Source organism: Candidatus Pelagibacter sp., from assembly GCF_052049575.1.
GTDB lineage: Bacteria > Pseudomonadota > Alphaproteobacteria > Pelagibacterales > Pelagibacteraceae > Pelagibacter.
Genome location: NZ_JBNGZQ010000002.1, coordinates 272,905 through 297,830, shown reverse-complemented (window position 1 = coordinate 297,830; position 24,926 = coordinate 272,905). Strand labels below are relative to the sequence as shown.

The window sequence follows — 24,926 nt, the reverse complement described above, 5'->3', positions numbered from 1 at the left end:
TTCATATTTTAGGTAACCTATTTTAAATAAATAATAACTAAGGGAAATAAATATGAATAAATTAAGTAAAATAATCGTTGTATTGTTCTCATCTTTATTCTTAAGTTTTGCAGCAAACTCAGTTGAAGTAAAATTTGGACACGTGGGTAAACCAGGTTCTCTATTTTCAGCTTCAGTTGATCATTTTGCTAAGCTTGCTAATAAGAGATTGGGTAACAAAGGTAAAGTAACTGTATTTGGTTCTTCACAACTTGGTAAAGACAAACAAGGAATGCAAAAACTAAAATTAGGCACAGTTAATATGTGGTTACCTTCATCAGTAATGGCTTCTATTCATGATGAGTTTGGTGTCTTTGATATGCCTTTTATTATTAAAGATAGAAAGCACATGGCTAAAGTAGAAAAAAACGTTTTACCAGGGATGTTTAAAAATCTTGAAGATAAAACAGGTTACAAAGTTATTGCTGTATGGGAAAATGGTTTTAGACATATAACAAATAATACTAGACCAATTAATACTCCAGGTGATTTAAAAGGAATTAAATTAAGAACTCCTAAATCAAAATGGAGAGTTAAAATGTTCCAATCATATGGTGCAAACCCAACTCCAATGTCTTTTTCTGAAGTATTTACTGCTTTGAAAACAGGTACAATGGATGGACAAGAAAACCCATATGCTCAAATAGCTAGTGCTAAATTTCAAGAAGTTCAAAAATATTTATCAATCACAGGTCACGTTTATACTCCTGCTTATGTAACTGTTCATAAGGATCACTGGAGCAAACTACCTGCAGATGTTCAAGATATTTTAGAGAAAGCTGCTCAAGATACACAAAAATTTGTGTACAAAGAAGCTGCTAAACTTGAAAAATCTTTATTAAAAGTAATTAAAGATGCAGGTGTCCAAGTAAATGAAGCGGACAAAGGTGCCTTTATTGCTGCTAGTAAAGGAATCTATGATCAGTTTGGATCAGAAGTTCCTACAGGTGGTGCTTTAGTTAAAAAAGTATCAGCTTTAGCAAAATAATATAAAGAAAAAACTTTTATCAGGCCCTCATCCAGAGGGCCTGAATATATTATGAAATTACAAAATTTTATAAATTCGTACGAAAAAATTCTAAAACTAATACTGTTTATAATGATGGTGGCGTTAGCAGTAACAGTTTTACTTGGAGTTACTTTCCGTTTTGCTGGCAGTGCTCTAGTTTGGTATGATGAGGTTGCTGCAGTTCAACTTGCATGGATTACATATTATGGTTCAGCTTATGCTGCGCTTAAAGGTTCTCACATTAGTGTTCCAAGTATATTTAAAGCTTTTCCACTGCCATTAAGAAAAATTTTTTTTGTAGTTTCTAAGCTAGTTGTTTATAGTTTTTTAATATTATTAGCATATTACGGTTATTTAGTTTTAACTTTAATAACAGGTGAAACGCTGGTGACATTAGAATGGGTTCCTCAACCATTTGTTCAATCAGTAATTCCAATTGCATCATGTCTTTTTATTTTATCTGAGACTTTAAGAATTCCAGAAGATTATAAAAATTTAGTTTTACAAAATACGGGCGACGAGCAAACAGGAGATATTTAATGGTAATTCTAACAATGTTTATGGTCTTGTTACTTTTGTTGTCTATAAATGTGCCTATTGCGATTGGCCTTGCAGTAACAACTATTATTGCAATGGTTATGAAAACTGGCACAAGCTTTCTAATTGATACTGCAATCGTAATGTTTGACGGATCAATGAAGTTTCCATTGATTGCAATTCCATTATTTATTTTAGCCGGATCAATTATGAATAGTGCTGGTATTTCAAGAAGACTAATAGCCTTTGCCTCTGCTCTAGTTGGATTTATTAAAGGTGGGTTGAGTATGATTAATATTGCAACCTCAATGTTTTTTGCTGAAATTTCTGGATCGGCAGTTGCTGATGTTGCTGCATTGGGATCAATCTTAATACCTGCAATGAAGAAAAAAGGATACCCAGGAGCATTTGCTGCTGCAGTGACTTCATCTTCAGCATCTTTAGCAATCATTATTCCACCGTCAATACCAATGATTGTTTATGCAGTTATGTCTCAAAGTTCAGTTGTTCAATTATTTGTTGCTGGAATTATTCCTGGAGTAATTGGTGGATTTTTTCTTATGTTGGCAGCTTATGTTACAGCTAGAAAGAAAAATTTTCCTGTAGAAGAAACATTCAATATTCCAAATGTTAAAAAAACTGCAAAAGATGCAGCTTTAGCATTCTTATTACCAATAATAATTCTAGGTGGAATTTTTGGAGGAGTAGTAACTGCTACTGAGGGAGCTGGTTTAGCAGTTGTAGCATCTTTGGTAATAGGTTTTATCTATAAAGAAATAGACTTTAAAAGGCTGTATGAGTCAGCTTGCGAGGGAGCGATACAGACTGCATCTGTAATGTTGTTAGTTGCAGCATCTGTTTTATTAGGAGAGTTTTTAACAATTGAACAAATTCCTCAAAAAGTAGCAGAATCAATTATTGACTTTACTAATAATAAATACGCAGTTTTAGGAATTTTAAATATATTTTTATTAATTATAGGTTTCTTTTTACACTCGGTTGCAGCAATAATTTTAACTGTACCAATAGTGATGCCATTAGTTAATGCTGTAGGGATTGATCCTGTTCATTTTGGAATAATTGTAACTTTAAATTTAGCTATTGGTCAACAAACACCACCAGTAGCAAGTGTTTTGGTAACAGCTTGTTCTGTTGCAAAAGCTGATATTTGGGATGTTACAAGATCTAATATTTCATTTATATGTGTGCTTTTAATTTTATTACTACTTGTGACATATGTACCTGCTATACCTATGACATTAGTAGAATACTTTTATAGGAGTTAGATGAGTAATTTAATTAAACTAAATAAAATTAACAATCATTTATCAGAAGTAGTCTTAAATAGACCTGAGAAGTTAAACGCTATGACTAAACCAATGTGGGTTGAGCTTGGTAAAATTTTTAAAAAAATTTCAAAAGAAAAAAACCTTAGATGTATCATCATAAGAGGTGAAGGGGGAAAATCTTTTTCACCTGGAAATGATATTGGGGAATTCAAAAAAGAAAGATCATCATCAAAATTAGCAAAATCTTATGGAAAGTTTTTACATGGAACCTTAGGAGCAATATTTAATTGTCCAGTACCTACAATAGCTATGATTGAGGGAATTTGTGTGGGTGGTGGTTTGGAAATAGCTGCTTGTTGTGACATAAGAATTTGTGGGAAAAGTTCGAGGTTTGGTATACCAATAAAAAGACTTGGTTTAACAATGGCTGCAAAAGAACTAGAGGTTCTTTTAAAAGCAACTACATATTCAACTGCGATGGAAATTTTGTTTGAGGGAAGAGTATTTGACTCTCAGGAGGCTTTAGAAAAAAGATTGGTTAACAGAGTAGTCAACGATGAAGACGTTAAGAAAGAAGCATATAAATCAGCTGAACTTATATGTGAAGGTGCTCCTAAAGTTGCTAGATGGCATAAAGAGTTTGCAAGAAATATTTTAAAGAAAGGTAAAGTAACAGAAAAAATAAATAATCTTGGTTACAAATGTTATGATACTGAGGATTTTAAAATTGGATATCAATCTTTCCTAAATAAAACTAAGCCAAAATTTAAAAATAAATAATAATAAATGGCATCATTAAAAGGTATTCGAGTTTTAGAGATGGCTCAAATAATGGCTGGTCCTACGTGCGGGTTGTTATTGGCAGATCTTGGGGCTGAAGTTATTAAAATAGAAAAAACTCCAGGAGGTGATGATACTAGAAATTTCCTTCCCCCTGACGTCAATGGAATATCAGCAGCTTACTTAATGATGAATAGAAATAAAAAAGGTATTGCTTTAAATTTGAAAGACAAAAAGGGAGTTGAAATTTTTAAGACAATGATAAAAAATTCTGATGTAGTTTTAGAAAATTTTAGAAAAGGAACATTAGAAAAACTGGGTATTGGTTATGATACGATGTCAAAAATTAACCCTAAAATTATTTTATGTGAAATTTCAGGATATGGTAGAACAGGTCCCTATGCAAATAAAGGAGGATTTGATTTAGTAGCACAAGGCATGAGTGGTTTAATGAGTATAACTGGTGAAGATAAAAATAAACCACCAATGAAAGTAGGAGCACCTCTTACAGATATCACCGCAGGATTACTTGCTGCAAGCGGTATTTTAGCTGCTTTAATTCATAGAGATAAAACTGGTGAGGGTCAAAAAGTTGATACATCTTTGTATGAGGCAGGAATAGTTCATACCTACTGGCAATCTGCAATCGCTGGTGCAACCGGTGTATCTCCTGGCCCTCTTGGATCAGCTCATCCTTTAACTGCACCTTATCAAGCTTTTAAAACAAAAGACAAATGGATTACTATTGGTGCATCAAATCAGAATACATGGCTTATGTTATTAAAGGCAATCAATCGTCAAGATCTTAATGAGGATGAAAAATTTTCAACTAATTCAAGTAGAAAAGAAAATTTAAATGAACTTGTAGAAATACTTAATAATGAATTTATCAAAAAACCTTCTCAAGAATGGTTAAAAATATTTGATGAAAATGGTTTACCATGTGGTCCTATAAATTCGATAACCGACATGTTTAAAGACCCTCAAACTATTGAAAGAGAGATGATTATTGAGGTAAATAATAAAAAAGCTGGTCCAAGCAAAGCTGTTGGAATGCCAATCAAATTTTCGAAAAGCAAAACCGAAAAATCTAAAGGTGCACCAGATTTAGGTGAGCATACAAGAGAAATAATGCAAAATTTTGGTTATAAAGATGAAGAGATAGATGATTTTTATAACAAAAAAATAATTCTTTAATTTACAGTCTCGAAAATCTTAAATAGTAATTCAGAGACGTGCTTCCCTTTTTTTTCTGATAAATCAGATATTTGGTGTCTACAGCTTGTACCATTTGCTACTATAAAATCATTTTCGTCACTACTATTGATTGCAGGTATTAAAGATAGATGGGCCATTTTTTTTGAAGTTTCATAAGTTTTACTATCATAGCCAAAAGAACCTGCCATCCCACAACAACTAGAATCTATCATTTTATTATTTATATTTAGCTCAGATAAAAGATCTTTAAGTCCTTTCATTCTATCTTGAGATTTTTGATGACAATGTCCATGAATTAAAACATTTTGACTAAAACTATTTGATTTAACATTCTTATCTTTTTTAATTTGTTCTAAAATAAATTCCTCTAATAAATAAAATCTGTTTTTTATTTTATCTCTATTTTTTATGCCTTTAAGGGATTGATATTCGTCATTAAAAGTAAGCAAACAGGAAGGTTCAATACCTACTATTGGTAATTCAAAGTAGTTATTTTTTATAATATAATCATTAAATCTATTCAATTCCTCAGCGGCCTTATCTAGTTGACCATATGATATATAAGTTCTTCCACAACAGAGTGGTCTATCAAGTTTATCACTACCAAAACTTGGGATTACTGCTTGATAACCAAATTTATTTAATACTTTAATTGTATAGACCAAATTTTCATTCTCAAAATTGATATTAAATGTATCTGCAAATAAAATTACTTTATTTTCTGAAATTTCTTGATTGTTATATATCTCTTTTAAAGCCTTTTGATTTTGAACTTCAGGCAGGCTTCTTTCAGTTGCAAAACCAAATTTTTTAATAATGTTTGAAATAACTGGAAAATTTTTAATCTTATTAATTATTGGATTCATGATTTTATATAACCAAATTAGCTTTGGCATATCAGAGATAATTTTATCTTTAATTCTCATACTAAATTTTCTGTAATAATGAGAGAGAAATTCACTTTTCATCTTAGCCATATCCACAGACATTGGACATTCTCTTTGACAAGCTTTACAGCTCACACAAAGTTCCATTGTTTCATACATTTCTTTAGATGCAAAAGACCCCTCTGGTAATTGATTAGAAAGTGCGAGTCTTAATGTATTTGCTCTTCCTCTAACTAAATCTTTTTCTTCTTTTGTTACCCTGTATGAAGGACACATTACTCCTGAATCTAATTTTCTGCATGCGCCGTTGTTATTACACATTTCAATAGCATCCGGAAATTGACCCCAATTAGACCAATCATAATGAGTACTTATATTCTCTGTTTGATAATCTGATTTATATCTCATCAACGATCTATCATTTGATTTAAAAGGTCTTACAATTTTACCTGGATTTAATAAATTTTTATTATCGAATGTATCTTTAATTTCTTCGAACGCATTTGTGATATTTTTTCCAAACATCATTTCGTGGAATTCTGACCTAACTATTCCATCTCCGTGTTCACCAGAATGAGAACCTTTATAATTCTTAACCATTTCAAAAGCTTCCTCAGATATAGATCTCATGTTTTTAATATCTTGGTCAGATTTCATATTTAAAACTGGTCTTACGTGAAGGGTTCCAACCGATGCATGAGCATAAAACATTCCATTTGTATCATATTTTTTAAATATTTCATTTAATCTTGATGTGTATTCTGCTAAGTGATCTAAAGAAACTGCGCAATCCTCAATAAATGCCACTGGTTTTTTATCTCCCTTCATTGACATTAAAATATTTAATCCAGCTTTTCTAATTTCAAAAACTTCTTTTTGCTCTGATAAGTTTGTAAAAAAGGAGAATTGATTTTTTTTATTTTGATTAAGAACTAAATATTCAAGGTCTTTTATCTTTTTTTCATAAACATTTTGCTCTGTATCTATAAATTCAACCATTAAAACAGCCTCTGGATTACCTTTTATATATTTCTTTATACCACCCGCATACATTGGTATCTCTTTAGCTAGATTTAACAAATTCTGATCCATTAACTCAACGCAAGTTGGTTTTAATTTTACAATTTCTTTTGTTAATTCCATGGCTTGATGAAAGTTATCAAAGTAACAAACACCTAAAATTTTATTCTTAGGAATTTCAGATAATTTTAATTTTATTCTATTAAAAAGTGACAATGTTCCCTCAGAGCCAACTAATAAATTTGATGAATTAAATCCATTTGGATCAATCAAATCGATATTGTAACCACCAACTCTTCTTTGAGTGGTTGGCCAATTTTCATCGATATCTTTACTAACTTTTTGTCTTAAATGTAAAAATTTATCAATTATTTTATAAAAACGATCTTGGTTATTAGTTGTTGCTAAATAGTTTTTATTTATTTGATCGAAAGTATGTAATGAACCATCATCTAAAATTGCTTCAATAGCTAGTACGTTATGAACCATATTTCCATAATACAAAGATCTTGACCCACATGAATTATTTGCCGACATCCCCCCGATAGTTGCTCTACTGCTTGTAGATACATCTACAGGAAACCATAAACCATGTGGCTTTAAAAATGAATTTAAATGATCTAATACAACACCAGGCTGAACCCATACATATTTTTCCTCTACGTTGAGCTCTAATATTTTATTTTGGTGTTTTGAGTAATCAAGAACTACACTTTCACCTACAGTTTGACCACACTGGGAACTTCCACCACCTCTGGCTAGTAGAGGAATAGAATTCTTTTGAGAGTATTCCATTAAGTTTAAAACATCATTTGTATCCTTTGGAAGAACTACACCTAGAGGCTTAATTTGATAAACTGATGCATCAGTGCTGTATCGACCTCGAGAAAATTCATCAAATAAAGTTTTTCCATCAACTTTATTACTAATTTCTTTTCCTATTTTTTGTATTTGATTTGAACTAAACCGCATAAAACTTAATTAAAGGTTTATTTATTTTTGTAAACTAGTTTACCGAACTTTTTTAACGCGGTTTCTGAAATTTCTAATCCTAAACCTGGATTTTCATTTAGATGTATCCATCCATTACTCATTTTATGGTGATTTTCAAATAATTCAGCTTGTAGAGGATCTCTTTCATCATCAAATGACTCGACTATTCTTCCTGATGGCGACGACGCAACTAAAGGAGCATGAATATAACAATCATGATGTGGTGCTATATCCAAATGATTTAATTCACATAATGCAGACAGTTTTTTACCATTTGTAAAACCACCAAACATTGTGCAATCAAATTGTAGAATTTGAATTGCATTTTCTTCCACCATGGATCTACATCCATAAATCGTAATTTCACTTTCTCCACCTGATAAAGGAATTTTTGTTTGTTGTGATAAAAGTTTTAAATTTCTTCTATCATCTTCCCATCTCACAGGCTCTTCTATCCAAGTTGGATTAAATCTCTCAAATTCTTTAACTCCTTCAATAGCTGTTTTTAAGTCCCATGCTCTATTAACATCAATCATTAGATCTTTATTGTCACCAATTTCTTGTCTAATTATTTCTAATCTTTTTGCATCTTCTTTAATAGTTAATCCACCTACTTTAACTTTAAAGCTTTGATGGCCAATTTTGATTAATTTTTGTAATTCCTCTCTAAGTTCTTTTTCATTTTTACCATCTCTATAATAAGCACATGTTACATAGACAGGAATTTTATTTCTGTAACCTCCAAACAACTTATATAGTGGAATTTTTGAGGCTTTACCTATTAAATCCCAGCATGCAATATCTAAAGCAGCAGAAATTCTAATCAAAGCTTCTCTGCCCCAACCTTTTTCATTGCTTTGACGTGTATCAGTTAACTTAAAAATTTTTTCATATAATTTTTCTGGACTAAAAGGATCTTCCCCAACTATTAAATCCTGTAATCCATTCGAGAAAGGTTTGATAATTGGTTTGATATCTGTGTAACTTGTTGCAAGACCAAAACCAGAATTACCATCTTTAGTTTTAATCTTAATTAGTAGTTCATTTGCTGTTGGAACTATAAAATGGCTTACCCAGTGAGGACTAACTTCATCAGGGTTGTTTAAAACATAAACTTCTAAAGTTTCGATTAAATTATTACTATTTGTCATACATTATAAGTTTGATTATATAATTTCTTTAGCATATACAGCAGAATGGCAATTTCAAACAATATAAGACCAGGTAGACATTTCTTACAAATTCCAGGTCCAACTAATGTTCCTGATAGAGTATTAAGAGCGATGGATTATCCAACTATAGACCATAGAGGTCCAGATTTTGCAGAGCTTGGCCTAAGAGTTTTAGATAGAATAAAACTAATTTTTAAAACTTCAGAGCCTGTAATAATATTTCCTGCTTCAGGCACAGGTGCTTGGGAAGCTGCAATTGTAAATACTTTAAGTGCAGGTGATAAAATTTTAATGTTTGAAACAGGACACTTTTCTACACTTTGGTATGATATTGCAGAAAAATTTAAATTAGAGATTGACTTTGTTAAAGGTGACTGGAGAACAGGTGTTGACCCAAACATTGTTGAACAAAAATTGAAAGAAGATAAAGAGAAAAAAATTAAAGCAGTCTGTGCAGTTCATAACGAAACATCTACAGGAGTTACAAGTAGAATTGGAAAAATAAGAAAAGCAATGGACAATGCAGAACATCCTGCTTTATTATTTGTTGACACAATTTCCTCATTGGGATCTATAGATTATAGACACGAAGAATGGAAAGTTGATGTTACAGTTGGTGGATCTCAAAAAGGATTATTATTACCTCCGGGACTTTCCTTTAATGCAATAAGTTCAAAAGCGTTAAAAGCTTATGAAGTTTCTGATTTACCAAAATCATATTGGGATTGGAAACCAATGCTAGAAAATAATAAAAAAGGTTATTTTCCATATACACCAGCAACAAATTTATTGTATGGATTAGATGAAGCAATTAACATGTTGACTGAAGAAGGTTTAGAAAATGTATTTACTAGACATAAAAGATTTGCAGAAGCTACTAGAGTCGCCGTAAAAGCTTGGGGTTTAGAAATACTTTGTAAAAATCCAGAGGAATATTCTGATTCTTTAACAGCCGTGATGGTCCCAGATGGACATGATGCGGATTCATTAAGAAAAATAATTTTAGATCATTACAACATGTCTTTAGGAACAGGTTTAGCAAAAGTTGCAGGTAAAATTTTTAGAATCGGACATTTAGGAGATTTTAACGAATTGATGTTAGCTGGAACTTTAGCTGGTGTTGAAATGGGATTAATGAAATCCAAAATTCCCTATAAAAAAGGTGGAATACTTAAAGCACTTGACTATCTTTGTTAACTTTAAAAAAAATTTATTAATAAAATAATTTTTAAGCCAGTTTTTCAATAGTAATAGAACTTGACGTTATTTTCCCAAAAGATATAAATCACTCTGTTTTGGTTTAGGGCGGTTAGCTCAGTTGGTAGAGCATCTCGTTTACACCGAGGGGGTCAAAGGTTCGAGTCCTTTACTGCCCACCAAAAGAATCAAAAGTGGGGGTGTAGCTCAGTTGGTTAGAGCGATCGCCTGTCACGCGATAGGTCGAGGGTTCGAGTCCCTTCACTCCCGCCACTTTGTAAGTTTACTACTGATAATCACTATCAAATACGCTGTATATTTTGAATAATGTGACCTAACACCACTTCATCTAGCTATAAAAAATGATATATATTTTCCATGACTGCGGAATTTTTAAAGGATTATTTACCTATAATATTGTTCCTAATTATTGCATTAGGATTGAGCTGTGCATTTATAGTAATTAATTTTATTCTATCTCCAAAAAATCCAGATCCAGAAAAGTTATCAGCTTATGAATGTGGATTTGAACCATTTCAGGACTCTAGAATGGAATTTGATGTTCGTTTTTATTTGGTTGCTATACTTTTTATAATTTTTGATCTTGAAATAGCATTTTTATTTCCGTGGGCAATTTCTTTAGGAAATATTGGAATTTTAGGTTTTACCTCAATGATGATTTTTTTATTCATACTTACTATTGGATTTATTTATGAATGGAAAAAAGGCGCTTTAGACTGGGAATAAAATTTTTTTAAATGAATAATAAGATAGATCAAGTTCCGAAAGAATTTAAACAACTTGCTGAAGATTTTAGTAAGAATGGTTTTATTACTACATCATTAGATAATTTAATTAACTGGTCAAGGTCAGGATCATTACACTGGATGACTTTTGGCCTTGCTTGTTGTGCAGTTGAAATGATGCAAACTGCAATGCCGAGATATGATTTAGAAAGATTTGGTGCTGCACCCCGTGGGTCACCGAGACAATCTGATGTAATGATAGTTGCTGGCACTTTAACAAACAAAATGGCACCAGCTCTTAGAAAAGTTTACGATCAAATGCCTGAACCAAGATATGTTATATCAATGGGAAGTTGTGCTAATGGTGGTGGATATTATCACTATTCTTATTCAGTTGTGAGAGGTTGTGATCGTATTGTTCCAGTTGATATTTATGTTCCTGGATGTCCTCCTTCTGCAGAGGCTTTATTATATGGAATCATGCAATTACAAAAAAAAATAAGAAATAAAGGATCCATTAGTAGATAATATGAATAACTTAATTGATTTAGAAAAAAAGATTAATTCAGAGCTCGGCACCAAAATAAATACTTCTGAAATCAAACATAATCAAATTTATCTTGAGATAGATAGTGAAGATTTAATTGATGTAGTTTTGTTTGTTAAAACTAATAAAGATACAAAATTTAGACAACTTATAGACATTACAGTTGTTGATTATCCTGAAAGGTCCAAAAGATTTAAAATTGTATATCTATTTTTAAGTCATGAGTTTAATCAGAGAATGATCTTAAGTTACAATATAAGTGAAAATGAAGTTATTGCATCATTAACACCAATTTTTCCATCTGCTAACTGGATGGAAAGAGAAGTTTTTGACATGTATGGAGTGAGTTTCAAAGATCATCCTGACTTAAGAAGAATTTTAACAGATTATGGTTTTGAGGGTCATCCATTAAGAAAAGATTTTCCTTTAACTGGTCACACCGAAGTTAGATATAGTGAGGATCAAAAAAAAGTAGTAAATGAACCTGTAAAACTGGAACAGAATTATAGAAACTTTGATTATGAAAGTCCGTGGGAGGGCACAAAATATATTAAAGAATTAACTAATAGTAATGACAAAAAAAATTAAAAATCTAAACTTAAATTTTGGACCTCAACATCCAGCAGCTCATGGAGTTCTTAGACTTATATTAGAATTAGATGGTGAAGTTGTTGAAAAAGCAGATCCACATATTGGCTTACTACACCGTGGTACTGAAAAATTAATAGAAAACAAAACATATATGCAAGCAGTTCCATATTTTGATCGACTAGATTATGTAGCTCCGATGAATCAGGAACATGCTTTTGCTTTGGCTGTTGAAAAAATTTTAGACATTGATGTTCCAATTAGAGCCCAATTTATAAGAGTGATGTTTTGTGAAATTGGAAGAATTTTAAGTCATATTTTGAATGTTACAACACAAGCATTAGATGTTGGAGCTTTAACACCATCTTTATGGGGTTTTGAAGAAAGAGAAACTTTAATGACTTTTTATGAAAGAGCATCTGGATCAAGATTACATGCAAATTATTTTAGAGCAGGTGGTGTGCATCAAGATTTACCAGCAGGTTTAGAAACAGATATTGGAAAATTCTGCGAAACTTTTCCAAAAATAATTAATGATTTAGAAAACTTATTGACTGACAATAGAATATTCAAGCAAAGAAATGTTGATATTGGTGTTGTTACAAAAGAAGACGCCCTCGATTATTCTTTTAGTGGTGTTATGATTAGGGGTTCTGGTGTTCCATGGGATTTAAGGAAATCACAACCTTACGATTGTTATAATCAACTAGAATTTAAAATTCCTGTAGGAAAAAATGGAGATTGTTACGACAGATATTTATGCAGAATTGAAGAAATGAAAGAAAGTGTCAAAATAATCAAACAATGTTTATCAAAAATGCAAAAAGGGCCAATCAAAACTTTTGACGGGAAAATAACACCTCCATCAAAAAAAGATATTAAACAATCAATGGAAGCTTTGATACATCACTTTAAATTATTTACTGAAGGATATCGTGTACCTAAAGATGAAATTTATACAGCAGTTGAAGCTCCTAAAGGAGAATTTGGAGTTTATTTAATATCAGATGGATCAAGCAAACCTTATAAATGTAAGATTAGAGCGCCTGGGTTTTCACATTTACAATCGATGGATTATTTAATTAAAGGACATATGCTGGCCGATGTTCCTGCAGTACTTGGTTCTTTAGATATAGTCTTTGGTGAGGTCGATAGATGAGTTTAAAGAGACCAGCCAAAGATCAACCAGAGAACTTTGAATTTAATTCATCCTCTTTAGAAGCAGCCAATAAAATTATTTCAAAATATCCTAAGGGAAAACAACAAAGTGCAGTCATGGCATTGTTATATATAGCCCAAAAGCAAAATAATAATTGGATACCTTTAGTTGCTATGAAATATATAGCTAAACTTTTAGATATGCCTTACATAAAAGTTTATGAAGTAGCAACTTTTTATAGTATGTTTAATTTATCGCCAGTTGGAAAATATTTCATTCAAGTTTGTACTACGACACCTTGTATGATAAGGGGAGCTGGTAAATTAGTTGAGGCCTGCAAAGAAAAAATATCTGAAAATGAGTCTGAATTATTATCAGATAAAAATTGTTCATGGATGGAAGTAGAGTGTTTAGGTGCATGTGTCACTGCTCCAATGATGCAAATTAATGATGATTATTATGAAGATTTAGACAAAGAAAAAACTTTAGAAATTTTAGATAAAATTTTAAAAGATGAAAAACCTAAACCAGGTTCATACAGAGGACGCATAAACAATGAACCAGAAAATGGAAGAAAAACATTAATGGAATTAAAAAATGCTTAAGGATCAAGATAGAATTTTTCAAAATTTATATAACGATTTGGGTTCAGATTTAACTTCAGCTCAAAAAAGAGGTGATTGGGTAAATACAAAAGAAATTACTGAAAAAGGTAGAGATTGGATCATAAATGAAATCAAAGATTCTCAATTAAGAGGAAGAGGGGGAGCAGGTTTTCCTACAGGTCTTAAGTGGTCATTTGCACCAAAAGAAGTTGGATCTAGACCTCACTACCTTGTTATTAATGGTGACGAGTCTGAGCCAGGCACGTGTAAAGATAGAGATATCTTAAGGTTTGAACCACATAAGCTCATTGAGGGTTGTTTAATAGCTTCATATGCAATTCAAGCACATGTTTGTTATATATATATAAGAGGCGAGTATTTTGTTGATGGACAAAAGCTTCAAGCTGCAATTGACGAGGCTTATGAAAAAAAATTAATTGGAAAAAATGCAGCTGGAACTGGATGGAATTTAGATATTTATATACATTACGGTGCAGGAGCTTATATCTGTGGAGAAGAGACAGCATTACTCGAGAGCATTGAGGGTAACAAAGGTCAACCAAGATTAAAACCACCTTTCCCAGCTTTAATTGGTTTGTATGGGTGTCCAACAATAATTAACAATGTTGAGACTATAGCTGTGGTTCCAACAATTCTAAGAAGAGGTGGTAAATGGTTTGCTTCTTTGGGTAGAGAGAAAAATACTGGAACTAAAATATTTTGTATTTCTGGAAATGTAAATAATCCATGTAATGTTGAAGAGGAAATGAACATACCTTTGAAAGAATTAATTGAAGTTCATGCAGGGGGTGTCGTAGGTGGTTGGGACAATCTACAAGCCGTTATACCTGGAGGATCTTCAATGCCACTTATTCCTAAAGAAAAGTGTGAAACACTAACTATGGATTTTGACTCTTTAGTTGCCGAAAAGAGTGGGCTAGGTACAGCAGGAGTAGTCGTAATAAATAAAGATCAAGACATAATTAAATGTATGGCAAGAATTGCTAGATTCTATAAGCATGAAAGTTGTGGTCAATGCACACCTTGTAGAGAGGGTTCAGGTTGGATGTGGAGAATGCTCGAAAGAATGGCAAAAGGAGAGGCTTCAAAAGATGAAATTGAAATGCTGGGCGATGTAACTAAACAAATTGAAGGTCACACAATATGTGCATTTGGAGAGGGATCATCTTGGCCTGTTCAAGGTTTGTTAAGACATTTTAAAGATGAAATTAAAAAAAGAAATAATTTTGATCCGATTGTAAAAGAAACTCAAAATATTCCTTACTTGGTAGATCAACACTTGTTAGATAAGAATGCTTAAATTAAAAGTAAACGATATAGAAGTTGAAGTCGAGGAGGGTTTGACTGTCCTACAAGCTTGTGAAAAAGTTGGAGTCGAAATTCCAAGATTTTGTTATCATGAAAAATTATCAATTGCTGGAAATTGCAGAATGTGTCTTGTTGAGATGGAAAAATCTCCAAAACCTATAGCCTCTTGTGCAATGCCTGCTGCTGAGGGTATGGTTATAAAAACAAATACTCCCAAAATAGAAAAATCTAGAAAGGGTGTAATGGAATTTTTATTAGCAAATCATCCTTTGGATTGTCCTGTTTGTGACCAAGGTGGTGAATGTGACCTTCAAGACCAGTCAATGTTTTATGGAATTGATAAATCTAGATTTAAAGAGAATAAAAGAGCAGTTCCTGATAAAAACATGGGTCCACTTATTAAGACCCAAATGACCAGATGTATTCATTGCACTAGATGCATTAGATTTGCAACAGAAATTGCTGGTGTGCCTGAACTAGGTGCAATAGGTAGAGGTGAAGATATGCAAATCACAACATACTTAGAAAAATCAATACAGTCAGAATTATCAGGTAATGTAATAGATCTTTGCCCTGTAGGAGCCCTAACGTCTAAACCTTATGTATTTGAAGCAAGACCCTGGGAGTTAAAAAAAACGGAGACTATTGATGTAATGGATGCTGTTGGATCAAATATCAGAGTAGACACATATGACTGGGAAGTAAAAAGAGTACTACCAGTAATCAATGAGGATATAAATGAGGAATGGATATCAGACAAAACAAGATATGCTTGTGATGGATTATTAAACCAAAGACTCGATACGCCTTATGTCAAATATAATAATAAATTTGATAAAGCATCATGGGATGAAGTTTTTAAAATTATAAAATCAAAAATCGAAAATACTGATAAAGATAAAATAGCAGGATTTGTGGGTGATCTGATAAATATGGAGGCTAGTTACATATTTAAGGAATTCTTAGAGAGAACTATAGATACAAAAAATTATGAGTCTAGATCATCTGATATGTTTATTGATAGCTCTAAAAGAGAAAACTATTTATTCAATTCAACGATTAATGGTATTGAGGAGTCAGATTTTATTCTGTTAATTGGTACTAATCCAAGATTTGAAGCAACAATGCTAAATGCAAGAATTCGAAAAGCTTATCTAAAAAATAAAGTTAAAATTGTTTCTTTAAATGATGTAGGTGATCTAACTTATCCTTATCAAAGCCTTGATGGAAAAACTCAAACAATCAAAGATATTTTTGAGAATAAAAATGCACTTACAAAAGATATTATTGATGCTCAAAAACCATTAATAATATTTGGAGAGTCGTTTTTAAAATCTAAGTCAGCAGAATTTTTGTTTAGTTCATTTAAAAACTTTTTATTGAATAATAATAAATTTACTGATGATTGGAGTCCTTTAAATTTTTTACCTTCTGATGCAGCTACAGTTGGGAGTTTAGATCTTGATATAATTGATCCATCAAATGAGTTAATAAAGAAACTGAATGAAAATAAATTTGATTTAGTTTTTTTAGTAGGACAAGACAATCTCAAATTTAATAAAAAAAATGAATTTATAATATATATAGGTAGCCATGGGGATAATGGCGCAGAACTAGCAGATATTATTTTGCCAGGTGCAGCTTACACAGAGCAATCAGGTCATTATACCAATTTAGAAGGCAAATTACAAAAAGCTTATAAGGCGTCATATCCACCAGGTGATGCTAAAGAGGATTGGGAAATTATAAATGATCTTGCCGAATTAATAAATAATAGAAAACTTTTTAATGATAAAGAAGAATTAGAGAGCAGTATGTTTAATTATCTAAATTTAAAAAAAGAAAAACAAGAAAATCTCTCTAACACTAAAGTAGATTTAATAAATTTTGAGGATGAAATCCTTAAAATAACATATAAGGATTACTATTTTTCAAATGTAATTGCACGATCATCAAAAACAATGTTGAATTGTTATAATTCTAAATTAGAGGTTAAACGAACCGGCACCGAAGGGTAAATAATGGAATATATAAATTTAGTTTTTGAAGAGGTTTATAAAATCCTCTTTCTTCTTGTCCCAGTTTTAGTTTCTGTTGCCATGATTGTTTGGTTAGATAGAAGAGTTTGGGCTTTCGTTCAAAAAAGACAAGGTCCTAATGTTGTTGGTCCTTTTGGTTTATTACAGTCATTAGCTGATGCACTAAAATATATTTTTAAAGAAATCATAATACCAGCTAGCTCTAATAAGATTATTTTTATTTTAGCTCCAATTATTACTATGACTTTAGCTTTAATAGCTTGGGCAGTTATACCTTTTGGAGAAGATCAGGTTTTAGCTAATATAAATGTTGGAATTCTATATATTTTTGCTGTCTCATCTCTTGGAGTTTATGGAATTATCATGGGAGGATGGGCGTCCAATTCCAAATATCCTTTTTTAGGGTCAATCAGATCTGCAGCGCAAATGGTTTCTTATGAAGTTTCAATTGGCATAATCATCATCAATGTCCTTTTGTGTGTAGGATCATTAAATTTAAGTGATATCGTTTTAGCTCAACAAAATATCTGGTTCATAATTCCGTTATTTCCAATGTTTGTAATATTTTTTATTTCTGCCTTAGCAGAAACAAATCGACCGCCATTTGATTTACCTGAAGCTGAAGCAGAATTAGTTGCTGGATATCAAACCGAATATTCTGGTATGATGTATGCAATGTTCTGGTTGGGAGAGTACGCAAATATTTTATTAATGTGTGCTTTAGGATCAATTTTATTTCTGGGAGGCTGGCTATCACCTATTGATTTATATCCATTTAATTTGGTTCCAGGAGCTCTTTGGTTAATTCTAAAAATATTACTTTTATTTATTTTATTTGCATTAGTTAAAGCAGTTGTACCAAGATATAGATATGATCAATTAATGAGATTAGGTTGGAAAATATTCCTTCCATTTTCTCTTACCTATGTTGTTTTGACTGCTAGTTATTTATTTTATTTTAACCTTTTACCATCACTCTAAATGAAAATTACAAGATTTTTAAAAACAATATTCATGGTTGATTTTGCAACTGGCTTACTAATCGCTTTAAGAGAAATGTTTAAAACAAAAAAAACAATAAATTATCCTTTTGAAAAAGGAAAAATTAGCCCAAGATTTAGAGGAGAGCATGCACTTAGAAGATATCCAAATGGTGAAGAGAGATGTATAGCATGTAAGTTGTGTGAAGCAGTCTGTCCAGCACAAGCAATTACAATCGAGTCAGCTGAAAGATCTGATGGAAGCAGAAAAACTACACGTTACGATATTGATATGATGAAATGTATTTATTGCGGTTTATGTGAAGAGTCATGCCCTGTAGATGCAATTGTTCAAGGTCCAAATTTTGAATTTTCAACAGAGACAAGGGAAGAGCTTTATTATACCAAAGAAAAACTTTTAGATAATGGTGATAGATGGGAAAATATTTTAGCGGCGAATATAAAATCAGACAATCCTTATAGGTAAATTTATGGTAGCTCATGCAATATTTTTTTACGTTTTTTCAATTATTGCAGTTATTTCAGCCATCATGGTAACAGTTTCGAAAAATACTGTGCATTCAGTTTTTTTTTTAATATTAGATTTTATTAGTATTTCATGTCTCTTTATAATGATTGGCGCAGAGTTTTTGGGAATGATAATGCTCATTGTATATGTTGGTGCGGTAGCTGTTTTGTTCTTATTCGTTGTGATGATGTTAAATGTTGCTCAACAAAAAAATCAATGGTTTAATTCTGAGTCAACTTCTTCTAGCCACATTCCAGTGGGTTTAATTATAAGCACAATTATTTTTTTTGAGTTAATTATTGTTGTAGGCGGTTGGAAATATAAACCTGAATTGTCTAATCCGAATACTTCTCAAATTTCTGATGAAATAAGTAATACACACTCATTAGGCCAGGTTTTGTATACTGATTACATTCATATTTTTCAAATTAGTGGAATGATATTATTAATTGCAATGATTGGTGCGATCGTTCTTACCTTTAGACGAAGAGAAGGATTAAAAACACAAAGTTATTTGAAACAAATTTCTAGAGAAAGGTCTGAAGGTATCGAAGTTTTAGAAGTTCAACCAAATAAAGGAGTAAAGATAGATGACTGAAATAGGTTTAGGACATTATCTTACTTTAGGAGCGGTTATTTTTAGTATTGGTGTGATTGGTATCTTCCTTAATAGAAAAAATATTATTGTGATTTTGATGAGTATAGAGCTGATATTATTAGCTGTGAACATTAATTTAGTATCATTTTCTATTTATCTTGGTGATTTAACTGGTCAAGTTTTTACATTATTTATTTTAACTGTAGCAGCTGCTGAAGCAGCCATTGGTCTTGCAATAATAGTAGTCTATTACAGAAATGCGGGAACTATAAGAGTTGAAGAGATAGATAAATTAAAAGGATAAAATGGAAATTTCAATTTTAGCATTGCCATTGATTGCTTCAATTATATCTGGATTTTTTGGTAAATTCATAGGCGACAGAAATTCTGAAATAGTAACAAGTTTATTAGTATCAATTTCAGCTATTTTTTCAGCAATTGTATTTTATGAGGTAATTTTTAATCAGTACGAGGAAAATATTAAGATCGCTACATGGATTAATTCTGGATCACTAGAGGTAAACTGGTCAATGAAAATTGATGCATTATCCTCAGTAATGTTAGTTGTCGTAACTTTTGTTTCTGCGTTAGTTCACATCTATTCGATTGGATACATGTCACACGATCCTCATAAACCAAGATTTATGGCTTACTTATCATTATTTACGTTTGCGATGTTAATGTTGGTAACAGCTGATAATTTTATTCAATTATTTTTTGGTTGGGAGGGAGTTGGTCTTTGCTCGTATTTTTTAATTGGTTTTTGGTTTAAAAAGGAAACTGCAAATGCAGCAGCTATTAAGGCGTTTGTTGTAAATAGAGTTGGAGATTTTGGTTTTGCTCTTGGTATATTTTTAATTTTTTATTTATTTGGTACAGTTAACTACACAGAAGTTTTTAATCAAATCCCAACAGTTGTAGATGAAAAACTTAATTTTTTAGGTATTCAGATTAATGCGATAGATTTAATTTGTATACTATTGTTCATTGGTGCTATGGGTAAATCGGCTCAAATTTTTTTACATACTTGGTTACCAGATGCAATGGAAGGCCCAACACCTGTTTCAGCTTTGATCCATGCAGCCACTATGGTTACTGCTGGAGTTTTTTTAGTCGTAAGATGTTCACCGATATACGAATATTCAGAGTTAGCTTTAAACATTGTCACTGTAGTAGGTATGAGTACCGCTTTTTTTGCAGCGAGTGTAGCTTTAGTTCAAACAGACATAAAAAAAATCATAGCTTATTCCACGTGCAGTCAATTAGGTTATATGTTTTTTGCTGCTGGAGTAGGTGCATATAATGTTGCAATGTTTCACCTATTTACTCATGCATTTTTTAAGGCGTTATTATTTCTAGGATCAGGGTCAGTTATCCATGCATTTAAAGATGAGCAAAATATAAATAACATGGGAGGAGTATGGAGAAAATTACCTTACACTTATGCTTTAATGATAATTGGAACTTTGGCATTAACAGGCTTTCCTTTGCTATCTGGTTTTTATTCTAAGGATGCAATTATAGAATTTGCATATTTAAGTGGTACTACTACAGGATATTATGCAGCTGGAATAGGTATATTAACAGCTTTTTTAACATCAATTTATTCCTGGAGACTGATGTTTAAAACTTTTCATGGACAATATAACAACAAGGAATTTAAGATTGAGGAAACACATGAGTCTCCTCTAGTTATGTTAATACCTTTGATAATATTATCTATTGGAGCGATTTTTGCTGGATTTATTTTTAAGAATTTATTTATAGGTTATGATGGAATTAATAATTTTTGGAATGAATCAATTTTCTTTTTAGAACCATTAAGTACCGATCATCCACCATTATGGTTTTTAATTTTAACTCCAACTTTAGTAATTTTATCTATACCACTTGCTTACTATTTATTTGTAAAAAACAAGAATTTTCCAACCCAACTAGTCAATATTAATGAGCCACTATATAAATTTCTGTTAAACAAATGGTATTTTGACGAAATTTACGACACTTTATTCGTAAAGTCTTCGAAAAAATTTGGATTATTTTTGTGGAAGTTTTTTGATATTAAAGTTATCGATGGCTTTGGACCTGATGGTATTTCTGGAATAATTAAAAAATTTTCTATCAAAGCCAACAAATTTCAAAGTGGTTATATTTATCAATATGCATTTATAATGTTACTTGGTTTTTCTGCTTTTTTAACCTTCTTAATTGTTAAATAATGAATTTCCCAATTCTTTCCTCTTTAATACTTTTACCTTCTATTGGAGCACTCTTTTTATTTTTCACAAAAAGTAAAAGTGAAAATAAGATTACTGCAAAATATGTTGCTTTATTTACATCTCTAGTAAACTTTTTTTTATCTATTTATTTATGGTTTTTATTTGACCAAACAACTTCTGCTTTCCAATTTGTTGAAGATAGAATTTGGATCAAAGGTTTAATTAATTACAAAGTAGGAGTTGACGGAATATCAATACTTTTTATAATTCTTACAACATTTATTACTCCTTTATGTATAATTTCAGTTAATAATTCAGTCACGAAAAGATTAAATGAATTTTTAATAGCTATACTTGTTATGGAAACTTTCATGATAGGTGTTTTTTGTTCTCTAGATCTTGTTGTTTTTTACTTATTTTTCGAGGCTGGATTAATCCCAATGTTTTTAATTATTGGAATTTGGGGTGGAGCAAGAAGAGTTTATTCTGCTTTTAAGTTTTTTTTATTTACTCTTTTGGGATCAGTTCTAATGTTAGTGGCAATAATTTCAATTTATTGGATCACAGGCACCACAGATGTTGTTCAACTTTATGAATTAGGTATAGACACGAAATATCAAAATTTGTTGTGGCTAGCTTTTTTTAGTTCATTTGCTGTAAAAACTCCAATGTGGCCAGTTCATACATGGCTTCCAGATGCACACGTTGAAGCTCCTACTGCTGGATCTGTGTTGTTAGCAGCGATTTTGCTTAAAATGGCTGGATACGGTTTTATAAGATTTTCTTTGGGATTATTTCCCTCTGCTTCAGAAGTTTTTACTCCTTTAATTTACGCATTAAGTGTTATTGCAATTATTTTCACGTCGTTAATAGCTTTAATGCAAGAGGACATGAAAAAATTAATAGCATATTCTTCTGTGGCCCATATGGGATTTGTTACTTTAGGAATATTTACCATTCAACAGCAAGGTATTGAAGGAAGTATAATTCAAATGATCAGCCACGGTCTAGTATCTGCAGCTTTATTTTTATGTGTTGGTGTAGTTTATGATCGAATGCATTCTAGATTGATCGCAACCTATGGAGGTATTGTTACTGTTATACCCAAATATGCTATTTTATTTATGGTATTTACTTTAGCTGCTTTAGGATTACCTGGAACAAGTGGGTTTGTTGGTGAATTTTTAATTTTAATGGCTGCTTTTAAAGATAATTTTTTAGTAGCAGTATTAGCAAGTTTAGGAGTTATCATTGGAGCAGCATATATGCTTTGGTTGTACAAAAGAGTTATTTTTGGAAAACTAATAAACTCTGAGTTAAAAAAAATGATTGATTTAAATAAATCAGAGGCGTTCACGCTCACGTGTTTAGCCATACCAACTTTATATTTCGGTTTTTATCCAGAACCATTAATTAACACTATTGAAGTTTCAATAAGAGATTTAATAGATACATACACTTTCAGTGTGGCAAGTAAACAATGAGTAATATTGAATTAATATTTCCAGAAATTTTTATCTCATTATCAATAATGTTTTTACTTATCTTAGGGGTTTTTAAAAAAGATAGTTCAAAAATAATTCATAATATTTCATTATTAGTTTTATTAATTACAGCAGTCATTACATTTAATGAAACTTTAAGTATTAATCCAACAACTCTATTTAATGAGAGTATTATCATTGATTATTTGTCATCATTCATGAAGATTATAACTTTATTGGCTGCTTTTGTAGTTTTGCTAATTTCATCAAATTATTTAAGAACCTTTAAAATTTTCAAAATTGAATATCCAATTTTAATTCTAAGTTCTGTATTGGGCATGATGATTATGATTAGCTCTAATGATCTAATTGTTTTCTATATGGGTTTAGAGCTTCAGTCATTAGCCTTATATGTTTTGGCAACATTTAATAGAGATCAATTAAAATCATCTGAAGCAGGATTAAAATATTTTGTTTTAAGCGCATTATCCTCAGGTTTATTATTATATGGTTGTTCTTTAATTTATGGTTTTACCGGCTCAACAAATTTCAATGTTATTTCAAACCAATTTAATACAAATGAATATGCTATTACTTTTGGAATAGTTTTTATTTTGGTGGGTTTAGCGTTTAAAATTTCTGCTGTACCTTTTCATATGTGGGCCCCAGACGTATATGAGGGATCGCCAACATCTGTAACATTATTTTTTACAATGGTTCCTAAAATAGCAGCATTAACTGTCTTTATAAGATTTTTATATGTTCCTTTTTTAAATCTTATTGATCAGTGGCAAATGATTTTAGTTTTTTTATCAATCGCATCCATGCTTTTTGGTGCGATAGCAGCAATAGGACAAAAAAATCTTAAAAGACTTATAGCTTATAGTTCTATTAGTCATATTGGATATGCATTAGCAGGTTTAGCAACTGGGTCTAATGAAGGGATTCAAAGCTCAGTTATCTATATGACCATTTATATTATCATGAACTTAGGTTTTTTTTCATGTTTGTTAATGATGAAAAGAAACAATATTTATTATGAACAAATAGATGATTTATCAGGATTATCAAAAAATCATCCCTTGCTTTCAATTTCATTATTGATAATTCTATTTTCTCTAGCCGGAATACCACCACTAGCAGGTTTTTTTGCAAAATTTTATATTTTTAAATCTGTCATTGAACAGTCAATGTATTTTTTAGCTATTGTTGGACTATTATCAACAGTAGTAGCAGCGTTTTATTACTTGCGAATTATTAAGATAATGTATTTTGATGAGGAAAAAGATAGTTACGACAAAGATCATAACCTTTGGTTGAAGTTATCTTTAACAGTTTCTACAATACTAATTTTAATGTACTTTATTTTTCCTAGTGAATTGATTGATGTAGTTTCAAAAATCAATATAATTTAATGAAATTTAAAATATTTAGATTTAATAAAGTAAAAAGTACCAACAATACCGCAATAAGAATAATCAAAAATTATAATTATGATTTTGGTATGATCTTATCTGATTTGCAAGTTAATGGTAGAGGCCAATATGGAAAAAAATGGGTTTCCTATAAAGGAAATTTATTCGTAAGTTTTTTTTATAATCTTAAAAACTTTAAGATATCTTTAAATAAATTAACTAAAATTAATTGTTTAATAGTTAAAAAATGTATTTCACAATATTATAAAAAAAAGATTCATTTTAAAAAACCTAATGATCTTTTAATCCAAAAAAAAAAGATATGTGGAATATTACAAGAAAAAGTGAATAAATTTAATAGTACTTATTTGATTGTTGGTATCGGAGTAAATTTAATAAAAAGTCCCTTTATAAGAAATTATCCAACTACTCATTTAAGAGAGCTTATAAACAAAGATATATCAAAAAAAAAATTTGAATTAAAACTAAAAAAGATTTTTGAAAATAATTTAAAGAGATTTATTAAAAAAAGAGTATAAATATAAAT

Annotated in this window: 23 protein-coding genes and 2 tRNA genes; 23 read left to right on the top strand and 2 right to left on the bottom strand. The window is 30.9% G+C overall.

All coding sequences use genetic code 11. The features are described 5' to 3' along the window. Positions 1-52: 52 nt before the first annotated feature. Genes ACTT9C_RS05120 through ACTT9C_RS05100 form a run of 5 tightly spaced genes read left to right on the top strand, consistent with a single transcriptional unit; the run spans position 53 to position 4,851 of the window. Positions 53-1,027 carry a TRAP transporter substrate-binding protein gene (locus ACTT9C_RS05120; RefSeq protein ID WP_440923422.1) on the top strand — a complete coding sequence of 325 codons (975 nt, stop codon included), beginning with the start codon at positions 53-55 and terminating at the stop codon, positions 1,025-1,027. 51 nt (positions 1,028-1,078) lie between these two features. Further along, complete coding sequence (locus ACTT9C_RS05115) at positions 1,079-1,588, top strand: TRAP transporter small permease (RefSeq protein ID WP_440923421.1); 510 nt, start codon at positions 1,079-1,081, stop codon at positions 1,586-1,588. Further along, positions 1,588-2,871 (top strand): TRAP transporter large permease, encoded by a 1,284-nt coding sequence (locus ACTT9C_RS05110; RefSeq protein ID WP_440923420.1) that lies wholly within the window; start codon positions 1,588-1,590, stop codon positions 2,869-2,871. The genes ACTT9C_RS05115 and ACTT9C_RS05110 overlap by 1 nt, the downstream gene beginning before the upstream one ends. Further along, complete coding sequence (locus ACTT9C_RS05105) at positions 2,872-3,654, top strand: enoyl-CoA hydratase/isomerase family protein (protein ID WP_440923419.1); 783 nt, start codon at positions 2,872-2,874, stop codon at positions 3,652-3,654. It begins immediately after the preceding gene. Between the two features lie 6 nt (positions 3,655-3,660). Further along, the gene (locus ACTT9C_RS05100; RefSeq protein ID WP_440923418.1) at positions 3,661-4,851 is read left to right on the top strand and encodes a CaiB/BaiF CoA transferase family protein; all 1,191 of its coding nucleotides are present in this window, start codon (positions 3,661-3,663) and stop codon (positions 4,849-4,851) included. Here ACTT9C_RS05100 and ACTT9C_RS05095 read toward each other — a convergent pair. Both ACTT9C_RS05095 and ACTT9C_RS05090 read right to left on the bottom strand, forming a co-directional pair. Beyond that, positions 4,848-7,751 carry an FAD-binding and (Fe-S)-binding domain-containing protein gene (locus ACTT9C_RS05095; RefSeq protein ID WP_440923417.1) on the bottom strand — a complete coding sequence of 968 codons (2,904 nt, stop codon included), beginning with the start codon at positions 7,749-7,751 and terminating at the stop codon, positions 4,848-4,850. The two genes, ACTT9C_RS05100 and ACTT9C_RS05095, sit on opposite strands and share 4 nt — an antisense overlap. A 17-nt stretch (positions 7,752-7,768) precedes the next feature. Next, on the bottom strand, positions 7,769-8,923 hold the full coding sequence (locus ACTT9C_RS05090; RefSeq protein WP_440923416.1) for a mandelate racemase/muconate lactonizing enzyme family protein: 1,155 nt from the start codon (positions 8,921-8,923) through the stop codon (positions 7,769-7,771). A 45-nt stretch (positions 8,924-8,968) separates the two neighbouring features. Here ACTT9C_RS05090 and ACTT9C_RS05085 point away from each other — a divergent pair, with 45 nt between their 5' ends. The 18 genes from ACTT9C_RS05085 to ACTT9C_RS05000 all read left to right on the top strand — a co-directional run bounded on the left by ACTT9C_RS05085 (position 8,969) and on the right by ACTT9C_RS05000 (position 24,918). Then, positions 8,969-10,141 carry a pyridoxal-phosphate-dependent aminotransferase family protein gene (locus tag ACTT9C_RS05085; RefSeq protein ID WP_440923415.1) on the top strand — a complete coding sequence of 391 codons (1,173 nt, stop codon included), beginning with the start codon at positions 8,969-8,971 and terminating at the stop codon, positions 10,139-10,141. A gap of 106 nt (positions 10,142-10,247) precedes the next feature. After that, positions 10,248-10,323 (top strand) — tRNA-Val (locus ACTT9C_RS05080). A gap of 14 nt (positions 10,324-10,337) precedes the next feature. After that, positions 10,338-10,414, top strand: a tRNA-Asp gene (locus tag ACTT9C_RS05075). A gap of 105 nt (positions 10,415-10,519) precedes the next feature. Further along, positions 10,520-10,888 carry an NADH-quinone oxidoreductase subunit A gene (locus ACTT9C_RS05070; protein WP_440918988.1) on the top strand — a complete coding sequence of 123 codons (369 nt, stop codon included), beginning with the start codon at positions 10,520-10,522 and terminating at the stop codon, positions 10,886-10,888. Positions 10,889-10,899: 11 nt separating this feature from the next. Continuing rightward, a complete protein-coding gene (locus ACTT9C_RS05065) occupies positions 10,900-11,415 on the top strand; it encodes a NuoB/complex I 20 kDa subunit family protein (protein WP_440923414.1) in 516 nt (171 codons plus the stop codon). Between the two features lies 1 nt (position 11,416). Further along, a complete protein-coding gene (locus tag ACTT9C_RS05060; protein WP_440923413.1) occupies positions 11,417-12,022 on the top strand; it encodes an NADH-quinone oxidoreductase subunit C in 606 nt (201 codons plus the stop codon). Then, a complete protein-coding gene (locus ACTT9C_RS05055; RefSeq protein WP_440923412.1) occupies positions 12,006-13,181 on the top strand; it encodes an NADH-quinone oxidoreductase subunit D in 1,176 nt (391 codons plus the stop codon). The genes ACTT9C_RS05060 and ACTT9C_RS05055 overlap by 17 nt, the downstream gene beginning before the upstream one ends. Next, complete coding sequence (nuoE, locus tag ACTT9C_RS05050; RefSeq protein WP_440923411.1) at positions 13,178-13,786, top strand: NADH-quinone oxidoreductase subunit NuoE; 609 nt, start codon at positions 13,178-13,180, stop codon at positions 13,784-13,786. Before ACTT9C_RS05055 ends, nuoE begins: the two co-directional genes overlap by 4 nt. Continuing rightward, positions 13,779-15,107: an NADH-quinone oxidoreductase subunit NuoF gene (nuoF, locus tag ACTT9C_RS05045; protein WP_440923410.1), complete on the top strand. Its 1,329-nt coding sequence runs from the start codon at positions 13,779-13,781 to the stop codon at positions 15,105-15,107. The genes nuoE and nuoF overlap by 8 nt, the downstream gene beginning before the upstream one ends. Beyond that, positions 15,100-17,133 carry an NADH-quinone oxidoreductase subunit NuoG gene (gene nuoG, locus ACTT9C_RS05040; RefSeq protein ID WP_440923409.1) on the top strand — a complete coding sequence of 678 codons (2,034 nt, stop codon included), beginning with the start codon at positions 15,100-15,102 and terminating at the stop codon, positions 17,131-17,133. The genes nuoF and nuoG overlap by 8 nt, the downstream gene beginning before the upstream one ends. A gap of 3 nt (positions 17,134-17,136) precedes the next feature. Then, positions 17,137-18,135: an NADH-quinone oxidoreductase subunit NuoH gene (nuoH, locus tag ACTT9C_RS05035; protein WP_440923408.1), complete on the top strand. Its 999-nt coding sequence runs from the start codon at positions 17,137-17,139 to the stop codon at positions 18,133-18,135. Next, positions 18,136-18,621: an NADH-quinone oxidoreductase subunit NuoI gene (nuoI, locus tag ACTT9C_RS05030; protein ID WP_440923407.1), complete on the top strand. Its 486-nt coding sequence runs from the start codon at positions 18,136-18,138 to the stop codon at positions 18,619-18,621. It begins immediately after the preceding gene. Positions 18,622-18,625: 4 nt separating this feature from the next. Continuing rightward, entirely contained in the window at positions 18,626-19,261 is a 636-nt protein-coding gene (locus ACTT9C_RS05025; RefSeq protein WP_440923406.1) for an NADH-quinone oxidoreductase subunit J, read from the top strand. Beyond that, positions 19,254-19,565, top strand: coding sequence for an NADH-quinone oxidoreductase subunit NuoK (gene nuoK / locus ACTT9C_RS05020; protein WP_440923405.1), 312 nt, complete (start codon positions 19,254-19,256; stop codon positions 19,563-19,565). The genes ACTT9C_RS05025 and nuoK overlap by 8 nt, the downstream gene beginning before the upstream one ends. Before the next feature lies 1 nt (position 19,566). After that, complete coding sequence (gene nuoL, locus ACTT9C_RS05015) at positions 19,567-21,480, top strand: NADH-quinone oxidoreductase subunit L (RefSeq protein ID WP_440923404.1); 1,914 nt, start codon at positions 19,567-19,569, stop codon at positions 21,478-21,480. Further along, a complete protein-coding gene (locus ACTT9C_RS05010) occupies positions 21,480-22,964 on the top strand; it encodes an NADH-quinone oxidoreductase subunit M (RefSeq protein ID WP_440923403.1) in 1,485 nt (494 codons plus the stop codon). The genes nuoL and ACTT9C_RS05010 overlap by 1 nt, the downstream gene beginning before the upstream one ends. Continuing rightward, positions 22,961-24,379 (top strand): NADH-quinone oxidoreductase subunit NuoN, encoded by a 1,419-nt coding sequence (gene nuoN / locus ACTT9C_RS05005; RefSeq protein WP_440923402.1) that lies wholly within the window; start codon positions 22,961-22,963, stop codon positions 24,377-24,379. Before ACTT9C_RS05010 ends, nuoN begins: the two co-directional genes overlap by 4 nt. Then, positions 24,379-24,918 (top strand): biotin--[acetyl-CoA-carboxylase] ligase, encoded by a 540-nt coding sequence (locus tag ACTT9C_RS05000; protein WP_440923401.1) that lies wholly within the window; start codon positions 24,379-24,381, stop codon positions 24,916-24,918. The genes nuoN and ACTT9C_RS05000 overlap by 1 nt, the downstream gene beginning before the upstream one ends. Positions 24,919-24,926 lie beyond the last annotated feature (8 nt).

Bases quoted from the DNA above. Each gene is read 5' to 3' on its own strand.
- ACTT9C_RS05120 (WP_440923422.1), top strand. From the start codon at position 53: ATGAATAAATTAAGTAAAATAATCGTTGTATTGTTCTCATCTTTATTC.
- ACTT9C_RS05115 (WP_440923421.1), top strand. From the start codon at position 1,079: ATGAAATTACAAAATTTTATAAATTCGTACGAAAAAATTCTAAAACTA.
- ACTT9C_RS05110 (WP_440923420.1), top strand. From the start codon at position 1,588: ATGGTAATTCTAACAATGTTTATGGTCTTGTTACTTTTGTTGTCTATA.
- ACTT9C_RS05105 (WP_440923419.1), top strand. From the start codon at position 2,872: ATGAGTAATTTAATTAAACTAAATAAAATTAACAATCATTTATCAGAA.
- ACTT9C_RS05100 (WP_440923418.1), top strand. From the start codon at position 3,661: ATGGCATCATTAAAAGGTATTCGAGTTTTAGAGATGGCTCAAATAATG.
- ACTT9C_RS05095 (WP_440923417.1), bottom strand. From the start codon at position 7,751: ATGCGGTTTAGTTCAAATCAAATACAAAAAATAGGAAAAGAAATTAGT.
- ACTT9C_RS05090 (WP_440923416.1), bottom strand. From the start codon at position 8,923: ATGACAAATAGTAATAATTTAATCGAAACTTTAGAAGTTTATGTTTTA.
- ACTT9C_RS05085 (WP_440923415.1), top strand. From the start codon at position 8,969: ATGGCAATTTCAAACAATATAAGACCAGGTAGACATTTCTTACAAATT.
- ACTT9C_RS05070 (WP_440918988.1), top strand. From the start codon at position 10,520: ATGACTGCGGAATTTTTAAAGGATTATTTACCTATAATATTGTTCCTA.
- ACTT9C_RS05065 (WP_440923414.1), top strand. From the start codon at position 10,900: ATGAATAATAAGATAGATCAAGTTCCGAAAGAATTTAAACAACTTGCT.
- ACTT9C_RS05060 (WP_440923413.1), top strand. From the start codon at position 11,417: ATGAATAACTTAATTGATTTAGAAAAAAAGATTAATTCAGAGCTCGGC.
- ACTT9C_RS05055 (WP_440923412.1), top strand. From the start codon at position 12,006: ATGACAAAAAAAATTAAAAATCTAAACTTAAATTTTGGACCTCAACAT.
- nuoE (WP_440923411.1), top strand. From the start codon at position 13,178: ATGAGTTTAAAGAGACCAGCCAAAGATCAACCAGAGAACTTTGAATTT.
- nuoF (WP_440923410.1), top strand. From the start codon at position 13,779: ATGCTTAAGGATCAAGATAGAATTTTTCAAAATTTATATAACGATTTG.
- nuoG (WP_440923409.1), top strand. From the start codon at position 15,100: ATGCTTAAATTAAAAGTAAACGATATAGAAGTTGAAGTCGAGGAGGGT.
- nuoH (WP_440923408.1), top strand. From the start codon at position 17,137: ATGGAATATATAAATTTAGTTTTTGAAGAGGTTTATAAAATCCTCTTT.
- nuoI (WP_440923407.1), top strand. From the start codon at position 18,136: ATGAAAATTACAAGATTTTTAAAAACAATATTCATGGTTGATTTTGCA.
- ACTT9C_RS05025 (WP_440923406.1), top strand. From the start codon at position 18,626: ATGGTAGCTCATGCAATATTTTTTTACGTTTTTTCAATTATTGCAGTT.
- nuoK (WP_440923405.1), top strand. From the start codon at position 19,254: ATGACTGAAATAGGTTTAGGACATTATCTTACTTTAGGAGCGGTTATT.
- nuoL (WP_440923404.1), top strand. From the start codon at position 19,567: ATGGAAATTTCAATTTTAGCATTGCCATTGATTGCTTCAATTATATCT.
- ACTT9C_RS05010 (WP_440923403.1), top strand. From the start codon at position 21,480: ATGAATTTCCCAATTCTTTCCTCTTTAATACTTTTACCTTCTATTGGA.
- nuoN (WP_440923402.1), top strand. From the start codon at position 22,961: ATGAGTAATATTGAATTAATATTTCCAGAAATTTTTATCTCATTATCA.
- ACTT9C_RS05000 (WP_440923401.1), top strand. From the start codon at position 24,379: ATGAAATTTAAAATATTTAGATTTAATAAAGTAAAAAGTACCAACAAT.